This window comes from Rhizorhapis sp. SPR117 (genome assembly GCF_021742065.1).
In genome coordinates this window covers 51,390-67,282 of the sequence record NZ_JAKKIE010000020.1, presented here as the reverse complement: position 1 = coordinate 67,282, position 15,893 = coordinate 51,390, and the positions used below count along the sequence as shown (strand labels likewise).

Sequence of the window (15,893 nt, the reverse complement as noted above, 5' to 3'; positions counted from 1 at the left end):
CCGCCGACGAGATCCTCGCCGCCGTCAAACGCTTCTGCCAGAAAACAATGAAGCGAACTTCGGATTCAGGTGACTAGGCCGTGCGGCGGAACAGTTCACGGTCCCCCGGGCCGAAACCCCTCGACCAGATCACCCATCCATAAACGCCAAGGATCAGCGGGATGCCCAGAATCAGTTCCGCCCATTCGGGAATATGGGTCACGCCCACGCCCACCAGCGTCGCCAGACCAGCCGCCCAGAACAACGCCCAGCGCCAGGCATTGACACGGGCGCCAAGCAAGCGGGACAGCAGCCGCGCCTTGAGCAAAGCGGCAAGACCCAAAGCGATGCAGAGCGCCAATGCCGGACCTGCCGCGACATAAAGATCGAGCCAGTCCATCGTTCGGGCGAAGGCAATGAAGGCGAAGCTCAACCCTGCCTGCACGACTATCATTGCAAGCGAGATCACAAGGTTGCGGTGACGCGCCATATAGACCAGCGCAGCTTCACTCACCACGGCGGTCGCCGCTATCACCTCTGCGGCAAGTAAAAAGGCCAGCGCGCCTGTTCCCCCAACGAAATTGGGGCCGACAAGCCCCATCACCGCTTCGCCCGGTATGCCCAGTGCCAGCGCAATCCCCGCCTGCGCCGCGATGATCCAGAAACCGACCTGGCTGACCTGACTGGCAATAGCCTTGTAGTTTTTTTCCGCAAGATTCCGCGTAATGACGGGGCCCAGAATTGGGTCAAAACTGGTCTTGAGCTTTTGCGGCAGGGACGCGACCTGCTGCGCAACATAATAGATGCCGACAATATAGGGCGTGGCGAACAAGCCCAATATAGCAAGGTCAAGTCGCCGCGACCCCCATTCCACCGCATCGGCGGCGGCAAGCGGCATGTTTTGCCGGGCCATACGCCACAATCGCATCGGATGCGGGCGCCATCCTGCGGGCGATCCATAGCTTTTGAAAAGCGGCCAGAGCGAGGCAAGCAACGCCGCGATCATGGACAGCACATAGGAAAGGATAAGGCCATCCCGCAACGAGTAGAAGGAGAAGGCAAAGGCGGCGATGCTGATCGTCCAGGGTTCGATGATTGAGCGCGCACGGACCGTGGCCGCGATGTCATAGCGATAGGCGCAGGCGGCCAGTGCAATGTCCGACCCCGCAACCGCGATGATGATCAACGGCAACAGACCATCCAGACCATTGACGCTGCTGTTGGGGAACAGTGCCTGAGGAAAGGCGAACAGGATTGCGGCGAGCGCGATCGATGCGATTGTGCTGACTAGCATGGCATCATAAACAACGTGGACATGCGGCCGTTTTGCGTGAGCCAGTTCGTTGGCCAGACCGCGCTTTAATCCCAATGTGGCAAGCTGTGCCGCGAACTCCACCACCAGGATCGCATAGGCGAAACGTCCAAGCGCTTCGGCACCGTAAATGCGCCCGGCGATGAACAGGAAAGGCAGACGCGCGGCAAGGCGCAGCAGAAAGCCAAAGAAATTGACGCGCCCCCCTTTGGCAAGTGCGGCAATATCCGCCTGTTCGGGGGATGCCGCATCAACCGGGCTACCGGGAGTAGTCGCACCCGCCAAAAAATTGCCCCTTATCTAAAGACGATGCTTATCACGTACTATGGGTGACATGTAAATTCTTGTGCGCAAAGAACGTGTCAATTTACATATTCCTGACGCAAGGGGCGTGCAAGAAGCGCGTGCACGGCTTCCGGCGCCGACAGCACCCCTGACAGAAGTGCACAGACCGCATCGGTAATGGGCATGTCAACGCCCGCCTGCCGGGCCGCAGCCTGCAAGACAGGCGCGGTGAAGGCCCCTTCGGCAATGCTCCGGCGATCTGCAAGCAGATCTGCCACCACCCTGCCCTCTCCCAGCCCTTTTCCAAGCGAGAAGTTACGCGAACTGGTGGATGAACAGGTCAGCACAAGATCGCCCAGCCCGGACAAGCCGGACAGGGTTTCAGCCCGCGCACCGCGTGCAAGGCCAAATCGGGTCATTTCGGCGAACCCCCTGCTGATGAGCGCTGCACCGGCATTCTGGCCCAATCCGGAACCTTCCACCACGCCGCAGGCAATGGCGAGCACATTCTTGACTGCCCCGCCAATTTCCGCGCCGATTACGTCGTCGGACAGGTAAGGGCGAAACTGGGGCCGTGCGAGCCGGGCGACAATCGCCTCACCCAGCACACTGTCCGTGCAGGCGAGCGTGATGGCAGTGGGCAGACCTGCAGCAACTTCATGCGCAAAGGTCGGGCCGGAAAGCACCGCGATCGGTGCACCGGGATGAACATCGCCAGCCACTTCGGACATCAGCCTTTGCGTTCCTGCTTCAATCCCCTTGGAACACAGGATGAGCGGTTTGCCGTCAACCGGCGCATGTTGCAGAATTGCGCCCAGATGCTGCGCAGGCGTAACCACCAGCAAGGCGTCGCAAACCGAAAGGTCGTTCAGGTCGCCGGTCGCCCGTATCACGGGATTTAATGCATTGTCCGGTAGATAGATGCTGTTGCAATGCGTGTCGTTAACCGCCCGAACAACCTCCTCCTCGAACGCCCAGAGCAAAACCGGATCGTCATTCGCCGCCGCCACCTGCGCCAGCGCCGTACCCCATGCTCCGGCTCCGATGATACCGATTTTCATGGCCGTCATGCCTTCACCCCCGCTCCGCGCGCCTTTTCGGCTCCCGGATCGAGCGGCCAGCGCGGCCGTGCCACGAAGTCGAGTCCATCCGTCAATCCTTCCGCAAAGCGTTCCGCACCAGCCCAGCCTATCATGGCGGCATTATCGGTGCATAGCCAGAGTGGCGGCACAACGAAGGGAAGGCCGTGATCGATGGCCAGTGCTTCCAATGCGGTCCTGACGGATTGATTGGCGGCAACGCCTCCCGCGACGACCAGTGCGGTCAAGCCTGCACTAGACGCAATAGCCTTGCCGGTACGGTCGATCAGGCAGTCGATGACCGCTTGTTGAAAGCTGGCGGCAATGTCCTCCACCTGCCACTGTCCCGACTGGTGCGCGCGCAGGACTGCGCTTTTCAGGCCCGCAAACGAAAAATGCGGATCATTCGCACCCAGAAGCGGCCTTGGCAGCGGCACGGCCATGGCGTCGCCCAGTGCTGCCGCTCGTTCAACGGCAGGACCGCCGGGAAAGCCAAGACCCAGCAGCTTGGCCGTCTTGTCAAAGGCCTCGCCCGCCGCGTCATCGATAGTGGTGGCGAGGCGGCGATAGCGACCGACGCCCTCAACACGCAAAAGCTGGCAATGGCCGCCGGAAACAAGCAACAGCAAATAAGGAAATTCCAGCGATGGATCGACGAGGCGCGGTGATAACGCATGCCCTTCCAGATGATTGACAGCGACCAGCGGCTTTCCCGACGCAAGGCTAAGCGCCTTTCCGGTGACAAGCCCCACCATCACCCCGCCAATCAGACCAGGGCCAGCAGTTGCAGCGATGGCATCGACATCGGCGAGCGCGAGTCCCGCCTCATCAAAAACCGCCTTTATCAATGGCGTCAGCATCTCGACATGCGCGCGCGCCGCGATTTCGGGCACCACCCCGCCATAGGGCCGGTGTTCGGCCTCTTGCGTCGCCAGCTTGTGCGCCAATATCCGCCGGTCCGCGGTCACAAGCGCAGCCGCCGTCTCGTCGCAACTGGATTCAAGGCCCAATATGATCGTCATTGCCCTTCCCTCTACCGCGCACAAGGATTAGAGCAAGCAACGATATGACCCATGCCGACAATCCGCCGCTCTCCAGACCCCTGCGCCTTGGCACCAGAGGGTCTCCGCTGGCGCTGGTCCAGGCGCATATGGTGGCGGCCGCGCTACGGACTACACATGGATGGGACGAAGGCGCCATCGATATAGTGACCGTGCGGACCGATGGCGACCGGATTCAAGACCGGCCATTGGCGGAAATCGGCGGCAAGGCTCTCTGGACCAAGGAACTCGACCGCGCGCTGGGCGAAGGTGTGATCGATTTTTCGGTGCATAGCATGAAGGACGTCGAAACCATCCGACCCGAAGACATCGTCATCGCCGCGATGCTGCCCCGCGCCGATGTGCAAGATCGGCTGATCGGCGCACACAGCATTGACGCTCTGCCCCAGGGCGCAAAGGTCGGCACAAGTTCACCGCGCCGCACCGCCCAGCTTTTGCGCTTGCGACCCGACCTTTCCATTGTGCTGTTTCGCGGCAACGTGGCGACCCGCCTCCGGAAGGTAGAAGCGGGGGAGGCCCATGCTACATTATTGGCAGCGGCGGGATTGATCCGGCTGGGTCAGGACGACGTAGGGCATGATATTCCCGTTGACACTATCCTGCCCGCACCGGCGCAAGGCGCGGTGGGAATTGAGGCATTGGCCAGCAATAGCCATGTTCGCGGGCTACTCGCCGCCATAGATCATGTCGACACCAGCGACTGCGTGCGGGCCGAACGCGCCTTGTTACTGGGTCTGGGTGCCGGATGTCATTCACCGATGGCGGCACTAGCACGCATAGAGGGTGACAAGATCCTGCTGAAAGCCGAAATTCTCACCCTTGACGGGCGTGAGCACGTCTCTGGCGAGGTACGCCTTGCCCGAGGCGATGAAAAGAGCGCGGCGACATTGGCCGACACTCTTCTGGAACGCGCCAGTCCCGAATTGCGCGCTCTGTTTACCGTATGACCCTGCCATTACTGATCCTTCGGCCCGAACCGGGTGCATCTGTGACCGCGCGGCGGGCGGAAGAATTGGGTCTCCGCGCCATTTGCTATCCCTTGTTTGAAGTGCATCCATGCGCTTGGGAGGCGCCTGATCCGGCTGATTTCGAAGCCATAATGCTGACCAGCGCCAACGCCGTGCGCCACGGCGGGGCCAACCTGGAACTTTATCGGCACTTGCCGGTCTTTGCCGTCGGCCAAACTTCTGCGGACGCCGCCCGCGCACACGGCTTCAATATTGCCGCTGTCGGTCAGTCGGGCGCGCAAGCAGTTTTGGAAATCATTGCAGAACGAGGACATAGCAGGGTTTTTCACCCCTGCGGTCGGGACAGGCGTCCCACCAACCCGAGGTCACTCGTCATCGTGCAGCGGATTGTCTACGAAGCGGTAGAGGCAGGCGATGCCGAAGGGTTGGCCGCAGCCATGCCAGCGGAAGCCGTTGCCCTGATCCATTCACCACGCGCCGGGCAGCGACTTGCAACGCTGGTGCCGATGATGGAACGGCGCAAACTGCACCTGGTCGCGCTCAGCCCGGCAGTGCTGCAACAGGCGGGCCAGGGATGGGGATCAGCTACGGCAGCCGCACAGCCCAATGACGAAGCATTACTGGCTCTCGCGACCACTTTGTGCAAAAAAGGCTCCGACGATTTCTATGAGGGAAATACGACGATAATGGGCCGTGATCATGAGACCATCGGAAACCCGGCAAAGGGCAAATATAACATCCGAAACATGGCAATCATGCTGGCTCTTGCCTTTGTCGGTGGCCTTGCCGCAATGGGATGGGTGATGACCCGCTGGGATAGCTGGGCTGAAAAGGAACAAGCTACCGTCAGCGGACATAATTCCGGGATGGATGCGAAGTCTTCCGTTAACGGCACTGCTGCAAAAAACGCCGGGGCGGGAAAACCGTCCGATGAGGTATTGCCGCAAAACCATGCTCAGGCGCTCAACATGCGGGTCGCTGAGCTGGAAGACCGGATTTCGCGCGTCAATGTGCAGGCGCAGGCCGCGTCAGGCAACGCCGCCCGGGCCGAAGGGCTGCTGATCGCCTTTGCCGCTCGCCGTGCCCTCGATACCGGCGCTACGCTCGGCTATATCGAGGGACAATTGCGCCTGCGTTTTGGTCAGGCGCAGCCGCGCGCGGTCGCTACTATCATCAATGCCGCGCATGAACCTGTGACGTTGCAGGATTTGCAGGCCGGACTGGATGAGATTGGGACTGAACTCGTCGGCAGAGGACGAAGCCAGAATTGGTGGGCCGATATCAAGCGCGAGGTGGGGCATCTTGTAGTCTTTCGGGAAGCGACAACGCCGTCTGCATTGCCTGAACGACGGCTGGCCCGGGCAAAGCGCTTGCTGGAGGCGGGGCGCGCCGACGCCGCGCTGGCCGAAGTATCGCGGATGCCGGGGCGCGCATCGGGCGGAAAATGGATGGAGCAGGCAAGGCGCTACATTGAGGCGCGACGCGCGCTCGACCTGATTGAAACAGCCGCCATTCTTGAACCGCGCCAACTGCGCGCAACCGACGGCAGTACCATCGACCAGCCCTCCCCGCTCGCACCCTAAGGCTATTCCCGACCTTCTCTTATGATTGTGTCGGACCGGCACAGCCATTTGTCGCATTCAGCAATGACACGTTCAGCTTTACACTGTAATAAAAGTGTAATTGTAGCAAACAGGTCATGGAACTGTCGTGCGATTGTCACTGTCATCAGATCAAAAGATGGAGCCGGCGGCATTTTCCGCGCCGCCGCTGAATCTGTTGCTGCGTGAAGTGCGCGCGCTCGCTGATTTGCGCCGGGGCGGACGAATCGGACCTGCGCTCAGGACGGACCATGATGGACAGGGCCACAATGTTCTGGTGGTTCCGGGATTTCTGGCTGCGGACGGTTCAACGGTCATGCTGCGCCGAACGCTGAATGCCGCCAATTATCGTAGCCATGGCTGGGGTCTGGGGCGCAATTTCGGCATTCGCGGCGATATTCTGTACCGCATCGACCAGCGAATGGACGAGATACAACATGTCAATGCGGGTCCTGTCACGCTGATCGGATGGAGCCTTGGCGGCCTGATCGCGCGGGAATATGCCAAACATGCACGGGATCGCATAGCGAGGGTCATCACGCTCGGCACACCTTTTTCCGGGGACCTTCGCGCCAATCATGCCTGGCGGATATATGAACTGATCGCCGGCCATCGCGTCGATGCGCCCCCGCTCCCGGTCAAGCTCACGGAAAAGCCGCCCGTCCCAACTTATGCCATCTGGTCGCGCAATGACGGCGTGGTTGACCGTCATTGCGCTCGCGGGCTGCCGCATGAAAGTGATGTGGCTATCGAGGTTGGCTGCGGCCATATGGGATTTACGACTGCACCAGATTCAATCGCAGCCATTTTCCGCGCGCTTCAGGCCTGATCCAAGGGCGATTCCGCCACACCCATTTGCCATAGGATGAACGCCATTTCTTCGGCGTCCTCTTCCAGTGAATCGAACCGTCCCGACTTGCCGCCATGGCCAGCGCCCATATTGGTTTTAAGCAACAAAATATTGTCGTCCGTCCTCATCGCGCGCAGTTTCGCAGCCCACTTCGCTGGCTCCCAATAGGTCACGCGCGGATCATTGAGACCTCCGGTCAGCATCATCGGGGGATAGGCCTGAGCGCGCACCTGATCATAGGGGGAATAGCTGCGGATCAGTTCGAACGCTGCTCTGTCCGTGATCGGGTTGCCCCATTCGGGCCATTCGCCCGGCGTCAGCGGCAGGCTTTCATCCAGCATCGTGTTGAGCACGTCGACAAAGGGCACATGCGCCACCACCGCACCCCAAAGTTCAGGGTCGGAATTGGCCACTGCACCCATCAACTCGCCGCCCGCAGAGCCGCCAGAAATGCTGATGCATCCGGCGCTGGTGAATTTCCGCTCGATCAGGCCTTTGGCCACATCGACAAAATCGTTGAACGTATTGGTGCGCTTTTCCAGCTTGCCATCCAGATACCATTGCTGGCCCAGATCATCCCCGCCGCGAATATGGGCAATGGCATAGGCAAACCCCCGGTCGAGCAACGACAGCCTATTGGTCGAAAAGCCCGGCGGCACGGCATAACCATAAGCCCCATAGCTATAGAGGTGCAATGGGTCTTTGCCGTCCTTTTTGAAGCTCTTGGCATAGACCACCGACACGGGAATCTCCGTCCCGTCACGTGCTGTCACGTGAAACCGCTCGGTCGCGTATTTCGACGCATCATAGCCTGAAGGAATTTCCTGAACCTTCAGAACTTCCAGCTCTCCGCTATCGAGATGATAGTCATAGATGGTATCGGGCGTGACCATCGATTCATAACCGACGCGCAGCTTCGTCACGTCATAATCCGGATTATCGTCCAACCCGGCGACATAGCTTGCCTCTGGAAAGGGAATGCGTTTGGGCGTGTTGGTGGCGTAATCGCGAATTTCGATCTGATCCAGCCCGTCCTCGCGCCCTTCGACCACATAGAAATTTTTGAAATTGGTCACATCGGTCATGTAGAAATGCGGCGATGCGGGGATCAGTTCCTGCCATTCGCCGGGCGCATCGATGCTGGCGGTGGCGAGGCGGAAATTGGGACTGGTGTCGTTGGTGTGGATGAACAGTGTGCCCTCATGCTCATCCACATCATATTCGCGGCCCACCTGCCGTGCCGAGACCAGCAACGGCTTTGCCAACGGATCGTGGGCGGGCAACAGCCAGATTTCGCTGGTCACGTGATCGCCCGATGAAATGGTAATCCATTTTTCCGAACTGGTCAGACCCACACCGACGCGAAAGCCCTCATCCGCCTCGTGGAATATCTCTACATCCTTTTCAATCGGATCGCCCAGCCAATGCAGGCGGGCATTGTCGGTGCGCCAGTTTTCATTGGCCAGACCATAAAGAAACCCCCGATTGTCCGACGTCCAGACGAGCGAGGACAGTGTGCCGGGAATGACATCGGGCAGCATTTCGCCGGTGAACAGGTCACGCACCCGCGCTTCGAACCGTTCGGACCCGTTATCGTCAATGGCATAAGCCAGATAACGCCCGTCCGGGCTGACCGAAATCGCGCCCAGCCGGAAATAGTCCTTACCAGCCGCCAATGCCGGTTCATCCAGTATGAGCTGCGCTTCTCCCCCCGCAATGGGCCGCCTGTACCATTTGCGATATTGCGCGCCGGTTTCGAATTCGCGCCAATAGGTCCAGTCGCCGTCCTTTTGCGGAACGCTGCTATCGTCTTCCTTGATGCGGCCTTTCATTTCCTGAAAGATCGTATCGGTCAGCGCCTTGTGCGGCTGCATCGCTGTTTCGAAATAGCTGTTTTCGGCGTTCAGATAGGCAAGGACGTCCTTGTCCTCCACCTTTGGATAAGCCGGGTCCTTCAGCCAGAACCAGGGGTCCTCCACTTTATAGCCATGACATTCATAACTGTAAGGGCGCTGTTGGGCGACAGGCGGCTTGGGGGACGATTGGGGCAATTTGGTCATTCGATCTTTCTGAACGGAAAAAGGCACAAGAGAGACATTGGCAAGCCTGCCTCCGCGCTCCTATGTTGGGTGCCAATGCTTAAGGTCAAGGAACCATGGATGTCCACCTATGAAGATCGTTTGAAGGCGCTGCGGGCGCAATTGAAACGGGATCGCCTCGATGGCTTCGTCGTTCCGCTGACCGATGAACATATGAGCGAATATGTCGGTGCCTATGCGCAGCGGCTGGCCTGGCTGACCGGGTTTCAGGGATCGGCGGGTTCGGCTGTGGTATTGCCGGAGGAAGCGGCAATCTTCGTTGATGGGCGCTATACGCTGCAAGTGCGCGAACAAGTGGACGCCACGCATTGGCAATATGTCGGCGTTCCACAAAGCAGCGTGGCGCAATGGCTGCGCGAACATGCGGTCGGGGGAGCGCGGATCGGATATGATCCCTGGCTGCACACGAAAAAATGGGTGCAGCAGGCGACCGATGCGCTGGCCGGCAAGGGTGCCGAATTGGTGGCGGTGGAGCGCAATCCCGTCGACGCGGTCTGGCCCGACAAGCCCGAACCCAGCCGCGCCAAGCTGATTGTTCACCCCGAAAGATACGCAGGACGCAGCGCGGCCGACAAGCGGCAGGAAATTGCCGATTGGCTGGTTTCCCAAAAGGCCGATGCGGCGGTGCTGTCGGCACTCGATTCGCTCGCCTGGACGCTGAATATTCGGGGACAGGATGTGGAGCGCACGCCCGTCGCTCTGGCCTATGCCATCGTTCATGCCGATGCGACGGCGGACCTGTATGTTGCACCGGAAAAACTGGTCGACGATGTGCTGCAACATCTGGGCAATGCGGTGCGCGTGCACGACCAGACAAGCTTTGCCGGCGATCTGGAAGAATTTTCCGGCAAGCGCATTGTCGCCGATCCCGAACGCGCCGTCGCCGCCATATTCGATCGATTGGAAAAGGGCGGTGCGACCGTGCTGGAACTACGCGATCCTGCGGTTCTTCCCAAAGCGATCAAGAACGATGTTGAAATAGCCGGGCACAAGGCCGCGCAAGCCCGCGATGGCGCGGCCCTTTCGCGGTTCCTGCATTGGCTTTCGGTCGAAGCACCCAAGGGCGAACTGACCGAAATGTCGGCGGCGAACCGGTTGCGCGCCTTTCGTGAGGATACTGGCTGCCTTGTCGACCTGTCCTTTGACACGATCAGCGGCGCTGGCCCCAATGGCGCGGTCGTCCATTACCGGGTTGAGGACAAGACCAATCGCCCAATCGAACCGGGAACGCTCTATCTGGTCGATTCAGGTGGACAGTATCGTGACGGCACGACCGATGTCACCCGCACCCTTGCCATCGGCACGCCCAGCGATGAAATGCGCGAACGATTCACACTGGTCCTCAAGGGGCATATTGCACTTGCCAGCGCGCAGTTTCCGGTTGGAACACGCGGATCGCAACTGGACGTGCTGGCGCGACAGTATCTTTGGGCGGCGGGGCTGGATTATGCCCATGGCACCGGACATGGCGTCGGCAGTTTCCTGTCGGTGCATGAAGGACCGCAACGCATCGCCAGCTTTGGCGGTGGCGACGAACCGCTGCAACCCGGCATGATCCTGTCCAATGAACCAGGATACTACAAGACGGGCGAATATGGCATCCGCATCGAAAACCTGGTGCTGGTCGAAAGGCGGGGCATTGCGGGCGCGGAACAGGAGATGATGGGTTTCGAAACCCTCACCTTTGCACCGCTGGACCGGAATTTGGTGCATGTCGCCATGTTGACGGATGCGGAGCGCGACTGGCTGAATGGTTATCATGCGAGCGTGCTGGAGGTCGTCGGTCCGCAGCTTGAAGGCACGGCGCGGACGTGGCTGGAGGAGGCCTGCGCGCCGCTATGATCTCTCGTCATCCCCGCGAAGGCGGGGATCCAACTCCTGCCGAAGCGTTAAATTGATGGGTTCGGAAATGGGTTCCGCCTTCGCAGGAACGACGAACTTATTCCTCGCTCGCCGGTCCACTCTCAGCCGCCGCATTCTCGAACCAGGCTTCAACCGGGCCGGAAAGCTTTATCGTCAGCGGCTGGCCGTGACGATCTCGCGTCTTGCCTGCCGCCACCCGAATCCAGCCTTCGGAAATGCAATATTCCTCGACATCATTGCGCACCCGGTCCTTGAACCGGATGCCAATGCCACGTTGCAGCACCTCCATGTCGAAATGCGGGGAGCGCGGGTTGGTGGAAAGATGATCGGGGGGCGTGTCGGTCATGTCAGCATCTCTTTAATAGCGTCATCCCGTCCTAAAGCCGGGATGACGCGATAAATCAAGCCGCCTTGGCCCGGCTCGCCCTCTTGCGCTCGTTCGGGTCGAGATAACGCTTGCGCAGGCGGATCGTCTTGGGCGTGACCTCCACCAATTCATCATCGTCGATATAGGCGATGGCCTGTTCCAGCGTCATTTTCCATGGCGGGGTCAGGCGGACGGCATCATCCTTGCCACTGGCGCGAAAGTTGGTCAGCGCCTTCGACTTCATCGGGTTGACCTCCAGATCGTCGGGCTTCGCATTTTCACCGATGATCATGCCTTCATACAGCACTTCGCCCACGCCGACCATCAGGACGCCGCGCTCTTCGAGCGGGCCAAGCGCATAGGCATTGGCTTCGCCCGCGCCGTTGGAGATGAGGACGCCGTTCTTGCGGCCCTCTATCTTGCCCTTGTGGGGACCATATTTCTCGAACAGGCGGTTCATGATGCCGGTGCCGCGCGTGTCGGACAGAAATTCGCCATGATAGCCGATCAACCCACGCGAGGGCGCGGAAAAGGTGATGCGAGTCTTGCCACCACCGGATGGACGCATGTCAGTCATTTCCGCCTTGCGCTGGTTCATCTTGTCGACGACCGTTCCTGTAAATTCATCGTCCACGTCAATGACGACCGTTTCATAGGGTTCGGTGCGGCCACCTGTTTCATCCGTGCCGAACAGCACGCGCGGACGGCTGATCCCCAGCTCGAAGCCTTCGCGGCGCATCGTTTCGATAAGCACGCCAAGCTGAAGTTCGCCTCGACCGGCGACTTCGAAACTATCCTTGTCATCGCTCTCGGTCACCTTGATCGCGACGTTGGATTCGGCCTCACGTTCCAGACGGTCGCGGATCATGCGGCTCGTCACCTTGCTGCCTTCGCGGCCCGCCATGGGTGAATCATTGACGGCAAAGCGCATCGACAGCGTTGGCGGATCAATCGGCTGCGCCTGGATCGGCACCGTGACCGAGGTATCACAAATGGTGTTGGAGACGGTGGCGACTGAAAGCCCGGCAAGGCTGATAATGTCGCCTGCGCGTGCTTCTTCAACCGGCACGCGGTCCAGACCGCGGAAGGATAATATCTTCGACGCGCGGCCGGTTTCGATCACCTTGCCATCCATGTCGAGTGCATGAATCGGCTGGTTGATCTTGAGCGTACCTGAAGTGACGCGCCCAGTCAGGATACGACCAAGGAAGTTGTCGCGGTCAAGCAGCGTGACCAGAAAGGTGAAGGGCGCATCGAGGTCGAGTGCAGGCGGCGGCACATGATCGACGATCTTCTGGAACATCGGTGTCAGCGTGCCTGAACGCGCCTGCGGATCCTCGCTGGCATAGCCGTTGCGACCCGATGCATAGAGCACAGGGAAGTCGAGCTGTTCGTCAGTGGCTTCCAGGCTGACGAACAGGTCGAATACTTCGTCCAGCACTTCCTGAATGCGCTCGTCGGGGCGATCGACCTTGTTGACGACCACGATTGGGCGCAGGCCCAAAGCGAGCGCCTTGCCGGTCACGAACTTGGTTTGCGGCATCGCGCCTTCGCTACTGTCAACCAGCAGGATAACACCGTCGACCATCGACAAGATGCGCTCAACTTCACCGCCGAAATCAGCGTGACCCGGCGTATCCACGATATTGATGCGCGTGCCTTCCCAATCGATCGACGTGGGCTTTGCCAGAATGGTAATGCCCCGCTCTTTCTCCAGGTCGTTCGAATCCATGGCGCGCTCTTCGACGCGCTGATTGTCGCGGAAGGTGCCGGATTGGCGGAAAAGCTGGTCAACCAGAGTGGTCTTGCCATGATCGACGTGCGCGATGATGGCCACATTACGAAGGCTCATGCGAAAAAACTGCCATGTGAGAGGTTTACAAGCCCGCGCCCATAGCGACTTTGTCGCAACGCAGCAAGGGGGCGAGGACGATGGGCGTGGTTGGGGCCGATGTTAACCGACGATTTCCATCACTGTTTTCGGACCAAGCAGAGGCAAGATACGTCGCATTTCCTGCGGTGCAATGGCAACACAGCCCTCCGTAGGACGGGCATCGACCCAGATGTGAAAGAAAATTGCACTTCCCGCGCCCGGAATGGGCGGATTATCATTATGGCCCAGGACGATGATGACATCATAGGCCGCATCGTCACGCTGCAAATGTTCGGCGGACCAGTTGCGGGGCAAGCGGACTGGCCGGTTATAGGCCGGGTCCCCCGCCCCATCGGACCAGCCGTCCTCGGACCGCGTCCAGCGCCATGGAATCGACAGGCGCTGGTCGAGTATCAGGCGTCCGGGCCGCAACAACGCCCCCCGCACAGGCCAGCGCCCCAGCGGCGTGCAGCCATCGCCCTCCCGCTTGGCGTTCGCCGGACAGCTGCCTGACCGACCGATCACACAAGGGATGTCGATCGCTCCAAAACTCAATCGTCCTTGCGCGCCGTCAACCCGAATGAGCGTCATAACTTATGACCGGTCCGATCCCGCTTAGTGGTCAGATAATGGGCATTGTGCGGGTTTGCGGTAATGGCAAGCGGCAAGCGTTCGACAACCTTGATCCCCGCCTGTTCCAGCCCCTCGACCTTTTTCGGGTTGTTCGTGAGCAGGCGCACATCCTTGATATGCAACAGGTCCAGCATCCGCGCCGCGACCGAGAAATCGCGGGCATCAATGGCGAAACCCAGCCTCACATTGGCGTCCACCGTATCGAAACCCTGATCCTGCAATGCATAGGCACGCAGCTTGTTGACAAGACCAATGCCGCGACCTTCCTGCCGCAGGTACAACAACACGCCCCATTTGGCCTCCGCGATCTGGTGCAGCGCCTGATGTAGTTGCGGGCCGCAATCGCATTTCAGCGATCCCAGTACATCGCCGGTCAGACATTCGCTGTGCAGGCGGACAACCGGCACGCTGGCATCGCGTTTGCCGATGATGAGAGCGACATGCTCCTGCGGTTCCTCCGGACTGCGAAAGGCGATGATTTCGGTATTTTCACTAACCCCCACAGGTAATCGCGCCCGCGTTGCAATGGCAAGCCGCGCCGCATCGTCATAGGCTTCGATATCCACGGCATCGACCGTCACTTCGGTTGCTACATCCTCTGCGCGCAGGAAAAAGGCGGGCAATATTCCGGCCAGTCGGGCCAGCTTCAATGCCGCCGCTGCGGCATCGGGTGCATCCAGCAATTTGGCGCGGAACGGCCCCTTCAATGGTGAGCCAAGATCCTGCACCGGATCCGCCAGCGCCATGGCGAGCGGCAGGTCCAACCACGATGTGCGTTCGATCAGCACCCCTTGGTCGGGATTCGCGGCGGCAAGTTGATTGGTCAGTTTCAGGGTTTCTGCGCGACTGGCGGAAACCAGAATGTCAGCCGTGCCCGCCGCATCGAATTGCGCCAGCGCATCGTCGCTTGCGCTTTCAATCGCCAGCAGCGCATAGCCGCTCCCCTCCGCCGAAACGGTGACTGGCCAACCCCGGTGCAATGCATCGATGGCGCGGGCGGCCAGGCGCGGGTTCATCAGAACTGGAATTCCGTGATGAGTGGAGCATGATCCGACGGTTTGTTCCATCCCCGACAGGGTTCGGCCACCCGATGTGCAATGGCGGCGTCGGCGATGGCAGGACTTGCCCACATATGATCCAGGCGACGGCCCCTGTCGGATTCCGCCCAATCGCGGGCGCGATAACTCCACCAGGTATATAACCGTTCGGGTGCCGGGACGAATTTACGTCCCAGATCGACCCAGCTGTGCGCATGCTGCAGGCGGGCCAGCGTTTCGCATTCCAGCGGTGTATGGCTGACAGTGTTCAATAGCTGCTTGTGGCTCCACACATCACATTCCAATGGTGCGATGTTGAAATCGCCGACAAGGATGGTGGGTGTGGCAAGCTGACCGGACCAGGCGATCATCCGTTCCAGGAAATCCAGCTTTTGACCAAATTTGGGATTCTCCATGCGGTCGGGAATGTCGCCGCCCGCAGGCACATAAACGTTTTCCAGCCTGATTCCGTTTTCCATTTGCACACCTACGTGCCGTGCTTCGCCATTATCCTGCCAATCGAAGCGGTCATCTTCGCGGATGGGGATGCGGCTGATGATGGCGACCCCATGGTGCATGGGCTGACCATGCAAAATCAGGTGATTATAGCCCAGCTGACGAAACATGCCGTCGGGGAAAATCTGGTCCACGACCTTGGTTTCCTGCAGACATAATATGTCTGGCAATTCTTCCTGAATAAAGCGTTGGACGATATCGATTCTGGCACGAACGCTATTGATATTCCAGGAGGCGATCTTGATAGTTTGGGACATGCCGACTTCCCTAGGACCGAAATCAAGCCGGGGCAAGAGTGTGGCGGCGGCCACTGGCGGCACATGAAAGACCCCCGCTCCGGGGGCGTGGAACGGGGGTCTCTATTGCGTTT

General features: G+C 59.8%; 13 protein-coding genes. 4 read left to right on the top strand and 9 right to left on the bottom strand.

Annotated features, from left to right (window positions below):
* Window positions 1-73: 73 nt before the first annotated feature.
* The 3 genes from L3X40_RS09760 to tsaD all read right to left on the bottom strand — a co-directional run bounded on the left by L3X40_RS09760 (window position 74) and on the right by tsaD (window position 3,677).
* Window positions 74-1,576 carry a lipopolysaccharide biosynthesis protein gene (locus L3X40_RS09760; RefSeq protein ID WP_237365452.1) on the bottom strand — a complete coding sequence of 501 codons (1,503 nt, stop codon included), beginning with the start codon at window positions 1,574-1,576 and terminating at the stop codon, window positions 74-76.
* A gap of 77 nt (window positions 1,577-1,653) precedes the next feature.
* A complete protein-coding gene (locus L3X40_RS09755; protein ID WP_237365451.1) occupies window positions 1,654-2,637 on the bottom strand; it encodes an NAD(P)H-dependent glycerol-3-phosphate dehydrogenase in 984 nt (327 codons plus the stop codon).
* A gap of 5 nt (window positions 2,638-2,642) precedes the next feature.
* Window positions 2,643-3,677 (bottom strand): tRNA (adenosine(37)-N6)-threonylcarbamoyltransferase complex transferase subunit TsaD, encoded by a 1,035-nt coding sequence (gene tsaD, locus L3X40_RS09750; RefSeq protein ID WP_237365450.1) that lies wholly within the window; start codon window positions 3,675-3,677, stop codon window positions 2,643-2,645.
* Between the two features lie 44 nt (window positions 3,678-3,721).
* Between tsaD and hemC the strand changes: the two genes are divergently transcribed.
* The 3 genes from hemC to L3X40_RS09730 all read left to right on the top strand — a co-directional run bounded on the left by hemC (window position 3,722) and on the right by L3X40_RS09730 (window position 7,114).
* Window positions 3,722-4,663 (top strand): hydroxymethylbilane synthase, encoded by a 942-nt coding sequence (gene hemC, locus L3X40_RS09745; RefSeq protein WP_237365449.1) that lies wholly within the window; start codon window positions 3,722-3,724, stop codon window positions 4,661-4,663.
* Complete coding sequence (locus L3X40_RS22500) at window positions 4,660-6,267, top strand: uroporphyrinogen-III synthase (protein WP_445177174.1); 1,608 nt, start codon at window positions 4,660-4,662, stop codon at window positions 6,265-6,267. The genes hemC and L3X40_RS22500 overlap by 4 nt, the downstream gene beginning before the upstream one ends.
* 157 nt (window positions 6,268-6,424) lie before the next feature.
* A complete protein-coding gene (locus L3X40_RS09730; protein ID WP_237365448.1) occupies window positions 6,425-7,114 on the top strand; it encodes an alpha/beta fold hydrolase in 690 nt (229 codons plus the stop codon).
* Here L3X40_RS09730 and L3X40_RS09725 read toward each other — a convergent pair.
* The gene (locus L3X40_RS09725; RefSeq protein ID WP_237365447.1) at window positions 7,105-9,195 is read right to left on the bottom strand and encodes a S9 family peptidase; all 2,091 of its coding nucleotides are present in this window, start codon (window positions 9,193-9,195) and stop codon (window positions 7,105-7,107) included. The two genes, L3X40_RS09730 and L3X40_RS09725, sit on opposite strands and share 10 nt — an antisense overlap.
* Window positions 9,196-9,294: 99 nt before the next feature.
* Between L3X40_RS09725 and L3X40_RS09720 the strand changes: the two genes are divergently transcribed.
* The gene (locus L3X40_RS09720; RefSeq protein WP_237365446.1) at window positions 9,295-11,076 is read left to right on the top strand and encodes an aminopeptidase P family protein; all 1,782 of its coding nucleotides are present in this window, start codon (window positions 9,295-9,297) and stop codon (window positions 11,074-11,076) included.
* Between the two features lie 97 nt (window positions 11,077-11,173).
* Here L3X40_RS09720 and L3X40_RS09715 read toward each other — a convergent pair whose 3' ends face one another.
* From L3X40_RS09715 to L3X40_RS09695, 5 genes are all read right to left on the bottom strand, one after another.
* The gene (locus L3X40_RS09715; RefSeq protein ID WP_237365445.1) at window positions 11,174-11,443 is read right to left on the bottom strand and encodes a DUF3297 family protein; all 270 of its coding nucleotides are present in this window, start codon (window positions 11,441-11,443) and stop codon (window positions 11,174-11,176) included.
* Between the two features lie 55 nt (window positions 11,444-11,498).
* The gene (typA, locus tag L3X40_RS09710) at window positions 11,499-13,316 is read right to left on the bottom strand and encodes a translational GTPase TypA (RefSeq protein WP_237365444.1); all 1,818 of its coding nucleotides are present in this window, start codon (window positions 13,314-13,316) and stop codon (window positions 11,499-11,501) included.
* A gap of 102 nt (window positions 13,317-13,418) precedes the next feature.
* Window positions 13,419-13,928, bottom strand: coding sequence for a L,D-transpeptidase family protein (locus L3X40_RS09705; protein WP_237365443.1), 510 nt, complete (start codon window positions 13,926-13,928; stop codon window positions 13,419-13,421).
* Window positions 13,925-14,986: a GTP cyclohydrolase II gene (gene ribA / locus L3X40_RS09700; protein ID WP_237365442.1), complete on the bottom strand. Its 1,062-nt coding sequence runs from the start codon at window positions 14,984-14,986 to the stop codon at window positions 13,925-13,927. The genes L3X40_RS09705 and ribA overlap by 4 nt, the downstream gene beginning before the upstream one ends.
* The gene (locus L3X40_RS09695; protein ID WP_237365441.1) at window positions 14,986-15,780 is read right to left on the bottom strand and encodes an exodeoxyribonuclease III; all 795 of its coding nucleotides are present in this window, start codon (window positions 15,778-15,780) and stop codon (window positions 14,986-14,988) included. Before L3X40_RS09695 ends, ribA begins: the two co-directional genes overlap by 1 nt.
* Window positions 15,781-15,893 lie beyond the last annotated feature (113 nt).